Source organism: Nibrella saemangeumensis (assembly GCF_039541915.1).
In the GTDB taxonomy this organism is placed as follows: domain Bacteria; phylum Bacteroidota; class Bacteroidia; order Cytophagales; family Spirosomataceae; genus Nibrella; species Nibrella saemangeumensis.
In genome coordinates this window covers 201,678-219,226 of sequence record NZ_BAABHD010000084.1, presented here as the reverse complement: position 1 = coordinate 219,226, position 17,549 = coordinate 201,678, and the positions used below count along the sequence as shown (strand labels likewise).

13 protein-coding genes are annotated in these 17,549 nt (G+C 55.2%); 2 read left to right on the top strand and 11 right to left on the bottom strand.

The window, feature by feature from the left end; all coding sequences use genetic code 11:
- Nucleotides 1-74 precede the first annotated feature (74 nt).
- The 9 genes from ABD949_RS28625 to ABD949_RS28585 form a co-directional block, all read right to left on the bottom strand.
- Nucleotides 75-815 (bottom strand): glycosyltransferase family 2 protein, encoded by a 741-nt coding sequence (locus ABD949_RS28625; protein ID WP_345249608.1) that lies wholly within the window; start codon nt 813-815, stop codon nt 75-77.
- A complete protein-coding gene (locus tag ABD949_RS28620) occupies nt 815-1,924 on the bottom strand; it encodes a DegT/DnrJ/EryC1/StrS family aminotransferase (RefSeq protein WP_345249606.1) in 1,110 nt (369 codons plus the stop codon). The genes ABD949_RS28625 and ABD949_RS28620 overlap by 1 nt, the downstream gene beginning before the upstream one ends.
- A 7-nt stretch (nt 1,925-1,931) precedes the next feature.
- The gene (locus ABD949_RS28615; RefSeq protein WP_345249604.1) at nt 1,932-2,429 is read right to left on the bottom strand and encodes an acyltransferase; all 498 of its coding nucleotides are present in this window, start codon (nt 2,427-2,429) and stop codon (nt 1,932-1,934) included.
- A gap of 2 nt (nt 2,430-2,431) precedes the next feature.
- The gene (locus tag ABD949_RS28610) at nt 2,432-3,439 is read right to left on the bottom strand and encodes a Gfo/Idh/MocA family protein (RefSeq protein ID WP_345249602.1); all 1,008 of its coding nucleotides are present in this window, start codon (nt 3,437-3,439) and stop codon (nt 2,432-2,434) included.
- Complete coding sequence (locus ABD949_RS28605; RefSeq protein ID WP_345249600.1) at nt 3,439-4,701, bottom strand: hypothetical protein; 1,263 nt, start codon at nt 4,699-4,701, stop codon at nt 3,439-3,441. The genes ABD949_RS28610 and ABD949_RS28605 overlap by 1 nt, the downstream gene beginning before the upstream one ends.
- 120 nt (nt 4,702-4,821) lie before the next feature.
- Nucleotides 4,822-5,934: a sensor histidine kinase gene (locus ABD949_RS28600; protein ID WP_345249598.1), complete on the bottom strand. Its 1,113-nt coding sequence runs from the start codon at nt 5,932-5,934 to the stop codon at nt 4,822-4,824.
- A gap of 11 nt (nt 5,935-5,945) precedes the next feature.
- A complete protein-coding gene (locus ABD949_RS28595; RefSeq protein ID WP_345249596.1) occupies nt 5,946-6,524 on the bottom strand; it encodes a chemotaxis protein CheB in 579 nt (192 codons plus the stop codon).
- Nucleotides 6,525-6,531: 7 nt separating this feature from the next.
- Nucleotides 6,532-7,359 (bottom strand): CheR family methyltransferase, encoded by an 828-nt coding sequence (locus ABD949_RS28590; RefSeq protein WP_345249594.1) that lies wholly within the window; start codon nt 7,357-7,359, stop codon nt 6,532-6,534.
- Between the two features lie 8 nt (nt 7,360-7,367).
- Nucleotides 7,368-10,814 carry a hybrid sensor histidine kinase/response regulator gene (locus ABD949_RS28585; RefSeq protein WP_345249592.1) on the bottom strand — a complete coding sequence of 1,149 codons (3,447 nt, stop codon included), beginning with the start codon at nt 10,812-10,814 and terminating at the stop codon, nt 7,368-7,370.
- 168 nt (nt 10,815-10,982) lie between these two features.
- Here ABD949_RS28585 and ABD949_RS28580 point away from each other — a divergent pair, with 168 nt between their 5' ends.
- The gene (locus ABD949_RS28580) at nt 10,983-12,593 is read left to right on the top strand and encodes a hypothetical protein (protein ID WP_345249590.1); all 1,611 of its coding nucleotides are present in this window, start codon (nt 10,983-10,985) and stop codon (nt 12,591-12,593) included.
- Between the two features lie 44 nt (nt 12,594-12,637).
- A complete protein-coding gene (locus ABD949_RS28575; RefSeq protein ID WP_345249588.1) occupies nt 12,638-14,527 on the top strand; it encodes a beta-N-acetylhexosaminidase in 1,890 nt (629 codons plus the stop codon).
- 78 nt (nt 14,528-14,605) lie between these two features.
- Here ABD949_RS28575 and ABD949_RS28570 read toward each other — a convergent pair whose 3' ends face one another.
- Both ABD949_RS28570 and ABD949_RS28565 read right to left on the bottom strand, forming a co-directional pair.
- Entirely contained in the window at nt 14,606-16,273 is a 1,668-nt protein-coding gene (locus tag ABD949_RS28570) for a DUF5597 domain-containing protein (RefSeq protein WP_345249586.1), read from the bottom strand.
- A gap of 107 nt (nt 16,274-16,380) precedes the next feature.
- Entirely contained in the window at nt 16,381-17,538 is a 1,158-nt protein-coding gene (locus ABD949_RS28565; RefSeq protein ID WP_345249584.1) for an ISAs1 family transposase, read from the bottom strand.
- Nucleotides 17,539-17,549: the final 11 nt, after the last annotated feature.

Sequence of the window (17,549 nt, the reverse complement as noted above, 5' to 3'; positions counted from 1 at the left end):
AGAAGGCGGCCTGTGCTTATCATAAGCACAGGCCGCCTTCTTTGTTTTAGGGTATACGTAAGCGCCGGCAATCGCTACAGATTGGAGGCAGGCACCGCCCGCTGCGCGTTCCGCTGCGTTTTAAAACGCCGGAGCACCACCGACAGCGTCAGGGTATCGCGGAGGGCCTGCCGAACAATCTTCCAGGAAGCGCCTTTGCTGACGCCCGCTTCCCGCGGGTGGTACTTCGACTCCACCTGCTCCACCCGACGCCCCAGGCTGAGCAGCTTGGCGCAAATCTCGCTCTCGACCAGCGAACTTTCAATTTCCAGATTCAGCTTCCGCAGGTCTTCGTTTTTGTAAATCTTCACCCAGTTGACATCCTTCAGGTCGAAGCCCAGAAAAAAGCGGTTGACCAGCCGGTTGGCATACGACAGCGCATTGCGCGCCATAGTATATGTGGTATTTTCGAGCCGGAAATACGACACAAACGAACCCGGTGCTACGTTGAGGTATGGAATCAGTTCGTCGGTATTAAACTGTGCATCGGCCGGCACGGCGGTAATGTTTTCGTGCCGGGCTTCGGCGTACCCCGAGCGCAACGCATGACCGATACCCCGGTTCGTTTTGTGGAAAACTGGCCGGATGACCGGAAAAGCGCCGGCCAGTTTTTTGATAACGCCATCGGAGCCGTCGGAACTGCCGTCGTCTACGATGATAATTTCGTAGCGGCCCGGCCGGTGTTCGTCAAACGTCCGGATGAGTTTGGTGACGACCTTCTCAACCGTAACGACTTCGTTGTAGCAGAATACGACAATGCTCCAAGTTTGCTCCATCAGTACCGGTTGATTACCTCAATTACGTAGTTCACTTCGTCGTCGCTCAGCTCAGCAAACATTGGTAACGACACGCAATGGTCGGCCAGATATTCGGCATTGGGAAAGTCGCCCCGCTGGTAGTTCAGATGGGCGTAAGCCTTCTGCAAATGGCAGGGCACCGGATAGTGCAAGCCCGGAAATACGTTGTTGTCGTTCAGGTATTTCATAAAGTCCTCCCGGTCCTCAACCGTCACCACAAACAGGTGGTATACCGACTCGGCAAAGTCGGGCTGCCGCTGCATTTTCACGCCGGTATGGGTAATGCCCTGCTGGTACATCCGGGCAATCTGCTGCCGACGGGCGTTCCAGCCGTCGATGTACCGCAGCTTGATGTCCAGAATAGCGCCCTGCAGACCATCCATGCGCATGTTATAGCCGATCTCGTCGTGGTAGTAGCGCACCTGGCAACCGTGATTGCGCAGACTCTGGATATGGTCGTAGTACGCTTTATTGTTAGTCGTCAAACCGCCCGCTTCCCCATAGGCACCCAGGTTTTTCCCTGGATAGAAGCTGAAGCAGGCCATTTCGCCAAACCCACCGATGCGGGTTCCGTTGTAGCGGGCACCGTGAGCCTGAGCGGCATCTTCTACCATAAAGAGACCATTCTTATCGGCTACCGCTTTCACGGCTGCCACATCAAACGGCTGACCGTACAGATGCACTCCGGCGATCACTTTGGTTCGGTCGGTGATGCGCTCCTCAATGCGGGCCGGATCGATCTCCCAGGTATCCGGATCACAGTCGACGAAGACCGGTGTAGCCCCCACGTGCGAAGCGCCCCAGGCCGTAGCAATAAACGTGTTGGCCGGTACGATTATCTCGTCGCCCGGCCCAACGCCCAGCGCCAGCATCGCCAGCTGGAGCGCCGTCGTGCCGTTATTAACGCCCATGGCATACGACGTACCGCAATAGTCGGCGAAGTTCTTTTCAAACTTTTCGACGTACGGGCCGCCCGAAAACGCATTGGACTCAAATACCTCTTCGGTTACTTTCAGCACTTCGTCTCTGATCTGGTGATATTGTTTCTTCAGATCCAGAAACGGGACTTTATGGACAGCAGCAAGCATAGTTTCTCTAGTTTTGATCTACTTGTCGAATGACTTTCGCCGGATTACCGGCCACAATCGTATTTGGTTTAACGTTCTTCGTCACGACCGAACCGGCTCCCACAATAGCACCTTCGCCGATGGTAACTCCGCACAGGATGGTCACACTCGAGCCGATCGACGCTCCTTTTTTCACCCAGGTCTCCTCCATCGTCCAGTCAGCATCGGTCTGAATGGAACCGTCGGGGTTGGTCGCACGGGGAAAGCGGTCGTTGATGAAGGTCACGTTATGGCCGATAAACACGTTATCTTCGATATGAACACCCTCGCAGATAAAGCTATGGCTGGAGATTTTGCAGTTTTTGCCGATGGTGGCCCCCCGCTGAATCTCCACAAACGTGCCAACTTTGGAACCATCATCAATGGAACAATGGTACGCGTTGACAAAATCGTAAATCTTAACGCCTTCACCAACTTTTACATTGTTCAGCGAGCGTTTGGGTGAGTTTTCGGTGAGGATCTCCATATTTATAAATAAATCTCTTTTCCGTTTTGCTTGATCGAGGTTTCGGCAGCTTCGAGGACCCGGACGACCTCCAGGCCTTTGTGACCGTCGACCATTGGTTTTTTGTTGTCCAGAATTGAACTGACAAAGTCAGCGGCCATTTCGGCCAGGGCTTCCTTCTGCGCTACTTTCGGGATAAAAATATCGCCCGTCCGGTAGTCGACCATCATCTTGTATTTTTCCTGTTCCGACGTATCGACTTTATAAGTCGTATCATAAATCTTTACTTTTTCAGTCGGTTCCACATCATCGTACAAGACCATTTTCCTGTCGCCACCGATCAGGATCCGGCGCACTTTCAGGGGCGAAATCCAGGAGCAGGTAAAGTGGGCAATAAAATCCGAATCAAAATGCAGCGTGAGGTAAGCAATATTCTCGATTTTGTTGATGGCGTGCGCTTTTCCGGTGGCCGTCAGGCTAACCGGCTGCCGGCTGATCAGGTGGAACAGAATCGAAATATCATGCGGAGCCAGATCCCAGATTACATTTACGTCTGACTGGAACAGACCCAGGTTGATGCGTGTCGAGTCGAAGTATTGCAGCTTCCCGATTTCACCGGCTTCGCAAAGGGCTTTGATTTTCTGCACCGATCCGGTGTACAGGAACGTATGATCAACCATAATGACCAGGCCCCGCTGTTCGGCCAGTTCAATCAGTTCTTCAGCATGCGCTACGCTGGCGGTAAAGGGTTTTTCGACCAGCACGTGCTTACCGGCCAGCAGGGCCTGCTTCGCCAGCGGGTAATGCGAGAATACCGGCGTAGCCAGAATAATGGCATCGATTTCGGGGTCTTTCAGCAGGTCGTCGTACGCTCGCGTCAGATCGACGGTGGGGTAACTGCGTTTGGCTACCTCCAGGCGGTCGGGGCGTGGGTCACAGACAGTTTTTACGGTGCAGTTCTTCGCGTTCATAAAGTTACGGAGCAGGTTGATACCCCAATATCCGTAACCGACTAAGCCAACTTTTATCATTAAGGCGATACTTTGGGTAATGTTCGGAACAGGTTGATGATGTAGAGCAAACAGCCTACGATGATGATCTCCAGCAGGTATTCCGTCAGCGCCCAGCCATTGGCAAAGTCAGCCAGACTGGTGAAGAGCGGCATATCCATGCCCCACCAGATCGGAGGCTGAACAACGATGGTAAAGTTAAAAGCAAGCAACAAAAGCAGGTGCGATTTCTTATCAAACGAAATGGCGGCAAACACCAGGGGCATGATAAAAATATAGGCGTAATTGGCCAGCGAACTCTGCTGAACAATCATCATAAAGGCGTAAGTAACAATCCAGAGCACAATGAACCCGTCGAAAAAGCGCCCTTGCCGCCGGTAGGCATACCCGACAAAACTGGCCAGTCCTAAGATAGAAACCAGCCCGACCCAGTTCAGGCTTTTCCGACCCAGCGGTACAATATCGCCCAGGGCCGGCCGCAGAATGGTCCACAGATTAGGCGTGCGGGGATCATTAGCCTGTTGAATGGGCTCCAGAAATTCCAATCCGGCCAGCGCGTACATGATCACCAGCGACGGCAGTCCTACTATAATCAGCCCCAGCACGTACCGGAACCGGTTCTGCACCAGAAAAAATACCGGGATCAGGGTCAGCACCAGAATAGCCTTGGTTACTACCATACCCAGTCCCAGTACAATACCAATCCACAGGTCATCCCGTTTCCGGCGCCAGATCAGCAACGCCCACGCGCCAAACAACCACATCAGAATATCCTCCTGCCCTCCTAACACGGATAAGACGAACGGGATTGGCAGCATCAGGTACAGCATTATTTTTCGCAGCAAATCATCGCTGTAACGTAACCGGTCCACAGACGGCAGATAGAGCTTGTAGGTTAGCCAGAGCGTGACGCCTTCGGTCAGCATGAGCAGGAGAAGAATGGCTTTGGGGCTGTTCCAGACCATCAGCGGCAATGCCGTCAGGTAGGGAAATAAAGGGGAATACGCCGTATCGAATTCCCGGTAAACTACTTTCAGTTTCAGCGCTTCTACGGCCGAATCATAGAACATGGGCACATCCGAGCGGGTATCATAGTCTAAAATGACGTAGACCAGAATAAACGGAATGATACGGAAGCAAAGAAACGAAAGTAAAAATAAGGTTGTGTGGTATGACGGAGCGATTCGGACTGTTTTTCGAGTTTGCCAGAGCAGCAGCACTAGCATCGACAATCCCAACGCAACGGCAGCTTTTTGAAAAACCAACGGCGCAAAATCGGGCATTCGGTTGCTTATTGTGGACCGTAAAATTAGACACAAAAAAATAATTAACAACCCATCCGGGCCTCAGGTTCGTGAATAACCTATCGGGCGGTAACGATGACTGTCGGGCGGGTATTCTGGTTACTTCTTCCAGTCAAAATAAAAGGTACTCCCCCGCTCCGGCTCCGACTCGACCCGGATTTTGCCTCCCTGCTCCTCGACCAGCATTTTCAGGATATTCAGCCCCACGCCGGTACTGCTTTCGGTATGCGCCTTGCCGCCGGCCGTCCGAAAGAGTTCGAACAATTGATCCTGCTCTTCCTCCGAAACACCGGGTCCGTTGTCCCGGACGTAAAACTCAACAAAGAGGTCCTTGTCGCGGCTGCCGACCTCAATGAGTCCCCGCTCCTTGTCGTTGTATTTGACGGCGTTGCTGAGCAGATTCTGAAACACCTGCTGGAGTTTCAGCTTTTTTGTTCTCAGGACGGGCAAGGGTTCGTGTACCCGGATTTCGATATGCCGGGGCGGAAACAGCAGAAACGCAATCTCCTGCACCAGTTCCTGTACATCAACTTCCTCGACGGTCTGCTGCCCAACGCTTTTCCGGGAATACTCCAGAATGGACGTAATCATGTCGGAGAGGTGGTAGGTGGCCAGCTTCAGTTCATCCACGTATTCACGCAGTTCCTCGGGCTTTACGGCCTGCCGGTCGCTCTTCATCTCCAGCAGGGAGAGCAGCGCCATAATGCCCGTCAGCGGAGATTTCAGGTCATGGGCTACGATGTACACAAACTTTTCGAGCTGCTTGTTGATGCTCTCCAGTTCGCCGGCGGTCTTCCGGAGCTCCTGCTGGTAAAAATAAAGCTGCTCAAACACCCGCACCTTCGCCTTGGTAACGCCGATATCCAGCGGTTTTTGCAGGTAATCGACGGCCCCTTCATCAAAGCCCCGCAGCACATACTGCTCTTCTTTGCTGATGGCCGTTACAAAAATGATGGAAATATGGCGCGTTTTTGGATTGGCCTTCAGGAGCCGGGCTACCTCAAAGCCGTCCATGCCGGGCATTTGCACATCGAGCATGATCAGCCCGATGCGGTCGTTTTTCAGCACATGCCGAAGGGCCTCATTGCCCGAGGTGGCTTTAATAAACTGTCGGCCCTCCTGGGCCAGCATGTCTTCCAGGGAAAGCAGGTTTTCTTCCCGGTCGTCGACCAGCAGGATTGTAAATTCATTCTGGTTTAGGTAGGTATGCATTCGCAAATAAATTAACAGCAGAGTGACTCCAGATAGGTAACAATCTGCTGCGGGGTAAAAATGTCTACTCGTTGGGTTTTGGCCAGTGCCGCGCGGGGCATAGTCGGGTATTCGGCCGTTTCCGGGTCCTGCACAATACCGCGGCCGCCCTGCTCCACAATAGCCTGCAGGCCAGCCGCGCCGTCGTGATTAGCCCCGCTCAGCAGCACCCCAACGGCTTTGGGCCCGAATACCTGCGCCACGCTCTCAAAGGTCACATCAATGGCGGGCCGGCTATAATTGACCAGCTCCGAATAGTCTAAACCAAAACTTTTATCGGCTTCGACCAACAGATGGTAATTTTGGGGAGCCAGGTAGATTGTTCCGGGCTGAACCGGCTCCTTATCGTCGGGCTCGTGAATATTGAGCCCGCGCCGGCCCATCGAAAGGATCTTGTTCATCTCGCTCGACACGTTTTTCAGCCGGTGCAGCACAATGACGATGCTGAGCGGAAACTGAAGCGGCAAGGCCGACAGGATCTGGATCATAACCGAAATACTCCCGGCCGAGCCGCCGATCACGATAATTTCCAAGTCCGGTTCGTTTACCATACCTGCCTTACATTTTACGTCTGAAAACCTTGGTTGTTGCGCTGACTACGTCAAAACGATCCCGAATATCCGAAAAAAGCAGCGACTCTTTCATGCCGATGGCCAGGTACCCCAGGGGCGACAGGCTGTCGTAGAAGAGGTGAATGACCCGGTTCTGCAGGACTTTGTTAAAGTAGATCAGCACGTTGCGGCAGCAGATCAGCTGGAATTCGTTAAATACCTGGTCGGTTACCAGGTTGTGGGGCGAAAATAAGATGTTTTGCCGGAGTTCTTTGTCGATAATCGCATTTTCGTACCGGGCCGTGTAGTACGATGAAAATTCGTTCTTACCGCCCGACTGAATGTAATTGAACGTATAATCGCGCATGTGCTGCAGCGGCACAATACCCGTCCGGGCCCTCTCCAGATTAGCCGGGTTCAGGTCGGTAGCGTAAATGCGCGTACGCCGGAGCAGCCCTTCTTCCTGCAGCAGAATGGCCATGGAAAACACTTCTTCGCCGGTGGCACAGCCCGCGTGCCAGATCTTCAGCACCGGATACGACGCCAGCGTTGGCAGCACCTGCTCCCGCAGCATTTTGTAGAAAGCCGGATCGCGGAACATCTCCGTGACGTTTACGGTGATGGACTGCAGGAACCACCCGAAAAAGGGTTTGTCGTTGAGCAGGTGAAACTTCAGATCATACGCTGTTTTAATACCCGCCGTGCTCATGCACCGGGCAATCCGGCGCCGGAAGGAGGCCGGCGCATAATCGCTAAAATCATACCCGTACTGCAGCCGGATCAGGTCAATGATCGCGTTTAGTTCTTCAGGATTAATCTCGTGCTGACTACTCATACCATCAGTTACCGGGATAGCCACACCCGCATCAGCGAAAACAGCTTCTGGCTGTCGACAGGCTTGGTAATATAATCTGACGCGCCGGCTTCCAGGCTTTTTTCGCGATCGCCCGGCATGGCTTTGGCCGTCAGGGCAATCACCGGCAGTCTGGCAAAGCGCGGGTCACTCCGAATCTGCCGGGTGGCTTCGTAGCCGTCCATGTCGGGCATCATCACGTCCATCAGCACAATATGTATATCCGGATGCTGGTTCAGTAATTCCAGGGCTTCTTTGCCATCGCCGGCCGTCAGCACAGTCATCTGCTGCTCTTCCAGCAGGGTACTCAGGGCAAAAACATTCCGCATATCATCGTCGGCAAGCAGCACTTTCTTTCCCAGCAGCGCTTCGTCGCCGAGCGCCGTTTCGTAGCGGGGGACCGACCTTGGTGCAGTTTCCTGAATCTTGTACAGGAACAGTTCCAGTTCGTCCATCAGCCGTTCTTTGGAACGCGATGAGTCGCGGATAATGACGTCCGACAGCCGTTTTAGCTGCAGTTCATCGGAAGCCGACAGATCCTGGGCCAGGTAAATAATGACCGGTATTTCGTCGGTGTCGGGATCATTCTGCAGCGCCTGTAGTTCGTCGACGCCTTTTTTGAGGTCCTCACCTATATCGGCAATAATACAGTCGTACCGCTGCGCTTTTACCATCTGCCGGGCCTCCTCTTCGGTGGCGGCATAGTCACACGCAAAGTCGAAACTACGGTCGTTGATGAGTTGTTTCAGCGAATCCTGGCTCAGGTAGTTACCCGACAGCACCAGCACCTTTTTTACTTCCGCCGGCAGTTGCCGGCCAATCTGGGTAAACGCCTGTTCGAGGTCTTCTTTCGCTACTGGTTTTTTGAGGTACGCCGTCGCCCCGCCTGTGACCGGCAGAGGCTCATCGACAGCCGAAATCACGTGTACCGGTATATGCTTCAGAGTCTCGTCGCTTTTAAGCAGCTTCAGAAGTTGCCAGCCGTCGATACCGGGCAGTTTCAGGTCGAGGGTGATGGCCGTGGGCCGGTAGGTGCGGGCGTAATACAGTCCTTCGTCACCCCGCAGCGCCACCAGTGTTTTGTAGCCTTTCTGGCGGGCAAAATCCTGAACTACAGCGGCAAAGTTCGGATCGTCTTCAATGATGAGCATGACACGGTCATTCCCGTTCAGGGTATGCCGGTCATCGGGCAGTTCCGTCTGCTCCTCCACGCCATTAAGCGGCAGGGCGGGTAGCGAAACGGGGATTTCGGTGGGTTTGGCAGCTACCGGCCGGACCATAGCCTGGCGGATCGGCAGGTATATTGTAAAGGTACTGCCCCGACCGGATTCGCTCTGTATGAACACCTCCCCACCCAGCTTCCGGATCAGTTCCCTGGCAATAGACAGCCCCAGGCCAGTTCCCCCATACTTGCGACTGGTGGAACCGTCGGCCTGCTGAAAGGCCTCAAAAATAAGCTGCTGCTTATCGGCCGGTATGCCGATGCCGGTATCGGTAACGGCAATGGCCAGCACCTGATCGGCGGTGGTCAGGCCCTCGGTCGTAAACAGCAGCCGCCGGGTTTGGGCCGTTTCAACCGACAGCGTAACGGTACCGCCCTTTGGGGTAAACTTGAAGGCATTGGACAGCAAATTCTTGATAACCTGTTCCAGCCGGTGCTTATCGGTGCAGAGGTCGGCCGGTGCGGTCTCGTCAATGCGGGTTACAAACCGCACGCCCTTCTGCTCGGCTACCACCGTAAACAGTTGTTTCAGGTCCTCCACAATACTGGTAACCGGCACTATCTCCATGTGCAGGTCGATCTTACCGGCTTCGATCTTCGCCAGGTCCAGAATATCGTTGATCAGATCGAGCAGGCTGGTGCCCGATTTATTAATGATGTTGGCGTATTCAATCTGTTTGTCGGTCAGGTTCCGGGCTTTGTTTTCCGCCAGCAGTTTCGCCAGAATCAGCACGCTGTTGAGGGGGGTCCGCAGTTCGTGCGACATATTGGCCAGAAATTCTGACTTGTACTGGCTGGTCACTTCCAGTTCGCGGGCTTTCAGGGCCAGCGCCTGCCGGGCCGTCTCCACGGCCTCGTTCTTTTCTTCCAGTTCGGTATTGATCTGGCGAAGTTCCTCTTCCTGCACCTTCAGCTCTTCCTCCGACGACTGCAGGATTTCGGTCTGGCGAACCAGTTCCTCGTTGGTTTGCCGAAGTTCTTCCTGCTGGTTTTCCAGCTCTTCCTTCTGCTCCTGCACCTTCTCCAGCAGCGACATCACCTTTTCCCGCGCATCGGCCGCGTTCAGCGCGACGGCGATATTGCTGGCGACAACGTTCAGAAAGTCCAGTTGCCGGGCGTCGAACGGCCGGAACGAAGCCAGTTCCAGAACCCCTTTCACCTCCCGGTCATACCAAAGCGGCACCAGCGCCACCTCTCCCGGCCGGGCCTGGCCGATGCCTGACCGGATGGGCCAGTAGTCGGCCGGCACTTCTTTAACCACATACAGTTCCGGCCGGGTAGCGGCCTGTCCAATCAGGCCCTCACCCACAGCAAAGGTCATCCGGGCTGAATTGGGCAGCGCTTCGGCCGCAGTAAGCACCAGTTGGCCGGGTTCGTTCCGAAACGCATAGAAAGCGCCCACGGGTACATCCAGAAAACGGGTGACGGCCTTAATGGCGGCCTCGGCCAGGGTAGGGACATCCGCTACCCCCTGCATGCTCGCATGAATCGTGGCTGCGCCCGACAGCAGCCAGTTCTTTTCCTCACTCTCCTGGTTTAGGTTTTCAAGCTGGTTCAGGTTTCGCTGCAGTTCCTGCTCCGCCTGGCGACGGCGGTTGAACTCCCGGATGATCAGGAACATCAGAATCCCGACAATGACCAGAATACCGATGGTTCCCAGGACCAGCGACAAGGTGGCGTTGTCGACCGCCCGGTCCGCTTCCATTTCACGCTGCGTCAGCAGTTTCTGTTCGCTTTCGATCATCTTGACCAGCTGGTTCCGGAGGCTGTCCATCCAGCTTTTTTCGATATCGGTAATGCGCACGATATCCTGGCGATTATACCGGCCGGCGTCGTAACCCAGGTCCACCCAGTACTGGAGTAAGCCGTTGACGTCGGCCTGAACCTGCCGGGCGCGGGCCAGTTGATCGGGGTTGTCGGCCACCACTTCCGTAAGCGCTTCAACGGTGGGACCGATGGTGCGCAGGCCATTATTGTAAGGCACCAGAAAGCGTCGTTCGTTGGTGCTCCGGAAACCCCGCCGGGACGCTTCCATGTCGAGCAGCACTTTCTGAATATTTTCAAGCTGGTTGATCACCCGGTATGTGTGCTTCACCCAATCGGCTTCGTACGATTGTCGCCGGAAGGTCTGGTACGACAACACACCGATGAGGATGATCAGGGCGACGGCTAAACTAAACCCCCAATAGAGTCTGCTTTTTAGCGTTACTTGCATCGAATCATCAATTGAATCATTAATATTACAAGTCAGTACCGGGCGGGTGAGCGCTGGTTTTGCCAGACAATCCGCCCGGCGGGTCTGGCGTTAAAGATAGAGATTAATTTTGCGCAAACTAGTTCCGGATCCCTCCGGCCGTCGCAACTACCCGTAACGAATACCCCTATGAAACAACTCCTCCTGTTCTTTTCCGGTTTCTGCCTGCTGGCGTCGGCCCAGGCGCAAACCTCAACCCAATTGTTTGAGGAGGCCGCCAGCAACGGGCGGCTGGCCAACGAAGGCTTCAAACGCTGCGACCGCTACGTAACCGGCTGGCTCGCCCAGGCCGACTCCGCCACCGGCCTGATCCCCCGCAACCTGAAAGAAAGCCGCGACTTCTGGAACGCCTGGGACGCTGCCGCCGACAATTACCCCTTTATGGTGATGACCTCCGCCATTCTGAAGCCGGCCCTGTTTAAAGGCCGGATGCTGGATATGCTGAATACCGAAAAGAAAATGACCGCCCGCATCGGCAACCTGCCCGACACCTATTCATTCACCCGGAAAGCGTTCCGCAGCGAGAAAGTCGATACCAGCCAGGTGCTGTTCGGCAGCGCCGAGTACATGAAAGATGGCCTGATACCGCTGACCGAATGGCTGGGCAAAAGTCCCTGGTCCGACCGGATGCTGGCCATACTGGATGATCTGGAAAAAATTGTGCGGCTGCCCATTCACCTGGAAGGACAGTTCTATGGCAACAGCGCCGACGTGGAAACCGCCGGTGACCTGCTGCAGGTGCTGTCGCGTATGTACTGGATGACCGGCAACCCCAGTTACCTTAAACGGGCCGTTGAACTGGGCGACTACTACCTCTGCGACGCCAACCTGCCTACCCGCAGCCTGCAACGCCTGCGGCTGCGCGACCACGGCTGCGAAATTGTGGCCGGGCTGTCGGAGGTCTACGCGGCCGTGCATTACGCCAACCCTGCGAAGAAAAAACAGTGGCAGCCGTATATGCACGAGATGCTCGACTGTGTACTGGCGAAAGGACGCAACGACGATGGACTGTTTTACAACGAGGTGAACCCGGTTACCGGCACCATTCTGGATAAAGGTATTGCTGATACCTGGGGGTATACCCTCAACGCGCTGTATACCGTGTATATGCTCGATAGCAAACCCGCCTACCGCGATGCGGTGCTCAAAGCCCTGAACGCCCTGGATACCCGCTACCGGAACTTCGATTGGGAGAAGGGTAGCAGCGACGGGTACGCCGACGCCATCGAGGGAGCGCTGAACCTGTACGCCCGCGAGCCGGTGCCTTCGGTAAAACCCTGGCTCGACAGCCAGGTTCAGGTGATGTGGGGCATGCAGCAACCCAACGGTATCATTGAAGGCTGGCATGGCGACGGTAATTTTGCCCGCACCACGCTCATGTACAGCCTGTGGAAAACGGCCGGTATCACCGCGACCAACTGGGACGAGCAGGTACTCTACGGCGCGGCCAGCAGCAAAGATAATCTCTTCGTCAGCGTGACGAATACCAATACTACCCCCTGGACCGGCACGCTGAAGTTTGGAACGCAACTGCACAAAGACCACCTGAATTTGCCGGTCAATTACCCCCGCATCAATCAGTTCCAGGAGTGGTTTGCGGTCGATCCAAAGAAAACATACATCCTGATCAACCGGACCAACACCAACAAAACTACCCGGATTAGTGGACAGGCGCTGATCGACGGTTACCCCGTCTCGCTGAAGGGCGGGGAAGGTCTCCAGCTGATTATTATGCCGTAAGTCGGGTATTTATTAACTTGCGATCATTTACCTAACCTCTATTCATGAAAAATGCTTTATTTTTCCTGCTTCTGCTGGCAGTGACCACAGGCAGGGCGCAGAACAATACCGTTAACATTATTCCGCAGCCGGTTCAGGTGCAGATGCTCAGCGGCACCTACAGCCTCAAAAACGGCGCGGCCATTGCCTACAACAAACCCGAAGCCAAAGCCGTAGCCGATCTGCTGGCGCAGCGACTCAACGCACCCACGGGTTACGCCCTGAAAGCGCAGTCCGGCAAAACCGGGGCCATTCAGCTCCGGCTGAACGATACCCCCAACAACCAGCTTGGCAAAGAGGGCTACACGCTGGAATCAACGCCGAAGGGCGTAGTCATCTCGGCCAATCAGCCGGCCGGGCTGTTCTACGGAGCACAGACCCTGATGCAGCTCCTGCCCGCTGCCATTGAAGGGCAGACAGTCGCAAAAGCAAACTGGACCCTGCCGGCGGTGCGGATCACCGATTACCCCCGGTTCGGCTGGCGGGGTATCATGCTCGACGTGAGCCGCCATTTCTTCACCAAAGACGAGGTGAAGCGCTACATCGACCAACTGGCCAAATTAAAGTACAACACCTTCCACTGGCACCTGACCGACGATAACGGCTGGCGCATCGAGATCAAATCCCTGCCCAAACTCACCGAAGTGGGTGCCTGGCGGGTGGCCCGGGCCGGCCACTTCGGCGAACGCGCCGATCCCAAACCGGGTGAGCAAGCCTCCTACGGTGGTTTTTATACCCAGGACGACATTCGGGAGATCGTGCGATTTGCGCAGGAACGCAACGTGACCATCATTCCGGAGATCGACGTACCCGGCCACAGCCTGGCGGCCATCGCGGCTTACCCCGAACTGAGCTGCACTAAAAACCCGAATGCGCGGGTTAATCCGGGAACGGCCTTCTCGGAATGGTACGGCAACGGCACGTTCAAGATGCTGGTCGATAATACGCTGAACCCGTCGGATGAGAAGGTGTATGAGTTTCTGGACAAGGTCTTTACCGAGGTAGCTGCGCTTTTCCCGAACCAGTACATCCACGTCGGCGGGGACGAGTGCTACAAAGGTTACTGGGCGCAGGACCCCGGCTGCCAGGCCCTGATGAAGAAGCTGAACATCCGGCACGTGGAAGACCTACAGGGCTACTTCATGAACCGGGTCGAAGGTATCCTGAAAACCAAAGGCAAACGGCTCCTCGGCTGGGATGAGATCCTGGAAGGCGGTATCTCCCCCGATGCCACCGTCATGAGCTGGCGGGGCGTCAAAGGCGGTATCGAAGCGGCTCATATGGGGCACGATGTCGTGATGACCCCGACTACCTTTGCCTACCTGGATTACCAGCAGGGTGAAGCATCTATTGAGCCTCCCCTGTACGCCGGGCTACGCATGAAGAAAAGCTACAGCTTTGACCCGGTTCCGGAAGGCGTCGATGCCAAACACATTCTGGGCGGACAGGGTAACCTCTGGACCGAGCAGATACCAACCCTCCGCTACGCTGAGTACATGACCTACCCGCGGGCTTGGGCGCTGTCGGAAGTATACTGGTCGCCAAAAGAGGTGAAGAACTGGGATAACTTCGCCAGACGCGTTGAGAAGCATTTCGACCGGGCCGATGCCGCCAACGTCAACTACTCCCGCGCTATGTACGACGCTATTGTCAGAACGACGATGAAAGGCGATAAACTGATGCTGCAACTGGAGTCGGAAATGCCGGGTCTGGACATCTACTACAGCCTGGATGATACCATGCCCGACAATCAGTCGACGAAATACACCCAGCCCGTTGAGTTACCCGACGGCCCGATTACGCTGCGGGTGATTACGTACCGCGACAACAAGCCCATTGGCCACCTCATTACCCTGAAACGGAATGAGTTAAGAGCAAGAGCCGGCCGCGAATAGGCTGGCCTGACTTCTTCTCAAACAGAATGGGCGATCGCGGTGATCGCCCATTCTGTTTACCAATGTCCCTGACGCTCCTTACCGCTCAAAATTCGGTTTCGTATCGAGCTTATCGGACTGTAGCCCCCGGAGCTTTACCTTCAGGATTACCCCCTCGGGCGTGAGGGTGGAGTGGTACACTTCGTCGCCGTTCCAGTTCCGGATTTTCTTCCAGGTCCCGTTCTCAAACGTACCTTCCTCGACGGAGATGAACTCGGCCGACGAAAAGCCCGAGCCCAGCCTCGGGCGGAACTGGAATTTGGTATCGAACCCGATCAGAACAAACTCATCCGGCCCCGTCTCCCCTACCAGCACCCGGCCGGTCATTTCCTTCCCCTCCCGGTACGTCGGAAAGCCATACGTAAGCAGCAGGTCGTACTGGCTGAAATGCAGCAGTTCATCGCCTAAACCGTCCTCTTCCGCAGCGGCCTTCAGTTTTCCCGCTTTCTGCAGCGAGGTAATCAGCGGAATGGCCGGGCGCAGCAGCCGGTAGTTGGCGGCAATGCCGGCGAACTTGGTATCGAGTTTTTCCTTGTCCCGCTTGTCGTGCGGATCGGCATGAAAGGGATCGATGCCGTAGGGCGCTACCCCGATGGCGTTGTAATCGCCGATGGCGTAGAAATGAAACCGGGCAAAGGGAATGCCTCTTCCGGTTTCGGGGATAAACAGGGCATTGTCCGGGCGTCCGTACTTCTCGCACAGAGCCCGGAACTGCATGTAATTGCGGTGGTAGATATCGACCGCCAGCAGATCGATACCCGGACCGGCGGCCTTGTAGATATCCAGCATGTTGGAAGTAGGGCCACCACTGGGGTGCTCGCCCGCCCGGCCAAAGCGGTTTTCGCGAATCCAGGCGTTTACGTACATCGGCAGCGGGTATTCCTTTTTACCGGCTTCGGCAATGTAGTTGATGTACGAGGCCATGTGGTAGGCCGAGAACGCTTCGGCCGCTTCCGGGCCAAATACCTGCGCCCACGTGCCCGGCTGTTTTTTCAGCGCCGATACCAGGCTGGCTGGCACCTGGTCATTGAACAGCTTTGTCGCGGCCGGCGAATAATCGCGATCGGTGCCCAGCGAGCCGGGTTCGTTTTCCGGCTGCATCATGATGACCGTCCGGTAGGGCTCGTCCAGCCGGCGGATATGCGCCATCACGGCGGCAAACGCACGGGCGTCGGCATTGCGGTTCTTCTCCGAGAGGGTCGACAAGACCTGAATCGGCCGGCCCGTACCGTCCAGCATGCGGGGGTACTCCTGCGTGTTTTCTTTCACCCAGGCCGGCACAAACTGCGACTGCCCGTTTTTGAACGAGGCAAACCACAACAGCACCAGCCGGAGGTTTTCCCGACGCGCATCCAGGATGAGTTTGTCCAGGATGCTGAAGTCGTACTGGCCCGGCTGGGGTTCAATCTGCTCCCAATAGATCGGTACCTCCAGCGTGTTGCAATTCAGCTCACGGAGCTGGGGCCATGTTTTATCCAGAATACCCGGCCAGCCGCTCGAATTCCACATCTGAGCCCCCAGAATGAGAAAAGGCTGACCGTCTACCAGCAGGGTATGGTTACCGTTCTCACTCACCAGCCGGGGAATGGGCGGAGCCGGGCGGACGGTCTGGGTACGCTCCTGTCGGGCGCGGCTCTGGGCCAATACCCCAGCGTGACTGGTTAAAAGAAGCGAAAAGAGAAAAAGAACAAAGGTGAGTCTAAGCATTGATGGGCAAACGTTATCGACTAAAAAGTCAGCTAAAGGATTTGGTCTACTGATCAATAGGACGGCCAAAAACCCGGTTTATACTTACTAATCTTGACAAGACTTTCTCATAAAACAAGTTTGCGTTTTAAAAAGGTGATTAGATCGTGCACATAGTCGGCGAAAGTATCGAGCTGAGCGGCCATGTTTTTGGGTCTCAACAACTGCAATAAGGACATCGCCAGCGTTCTAAGATTTGATATGGTGCGCTGCAAGCTGCTAAGCTTACTTTGCAAATCGTCTTCAGCCAACACTACGTTCCGACAATAGTGCATCGTTTCAATCTGCCAATGACCACGAATCGCATCGTATAAGTCGTTAGCCTCCAGGGCAGTCTTTACTATTTGGTTGCTGACAAAATAACTCGTCGTGCGGCTGGTCTGCACACCGGTTAAGGTCCGACGTACCCGAATGCCCCGCACCAGCGTAGCCATACCCACTAGCTGCCAACGACCGGCTTTGCTCATCGTATCAATGGCAAAACACGCATAGGTACGTTCTTCTTGCCGACCATGCTTGCGCAGGGGCGCATCCAGCCGCTCGAAGCCAGGCGGTTGTAACATAGTTTGAATAAAACACGAACGACGTAAAAGCGGCTGATTATGCTTGAGGCCAATCAGATAAGTCCCCTTAGCTTCCTGGATGGCCTTGAGCAGTTCAGGCGTGAAGTGTAGGGCATCAAGGACGGTCTTTCTTTTTAGCAAATCATGATCAGTCAGTAGGTTGAGTATGGCGGGCCGCTCACTTTCCTTACAGCCGTTGTAGTGCGTCTGTGCTACCACCCCTGCCGGCACCTGGGCCATGATCGAGACGCAGACTTCGCCCCGTTGTTGGCCTTTGGCGATAGAGCCACGTAACTCTTTGCCATCGCCACTGAGCCAGTCAACAAACCCTTCGGGCAGGCTAAGGCCATAGTGTTGCCCGATGAGTTGAGCCAGGAGCGTGTGGTCCACGCGGGCCAATAGCCGGGGCAGTTGGGCGCGGGAGATGACTCGTTTGGCTTCGACCGACAGCGCCAGGCACAAAGCTTGAAACTGGTTCTTCATGTGGCGGTGGATGGCCGATAAGTTGCCATCTCGTCCAGCCAGCAGGGCCATGATAACCCCCATCAACACAAAAGGTAGCGAATGAGTTTTGCCTCGGTTGTCGCGGTCATCGAGGTTAGGATGTGCTTCGAGGATAGCGAAAAATGCCTTATCTTGGAGGGGGTAGGTAGCTGGGTGCATTAGTGATGACT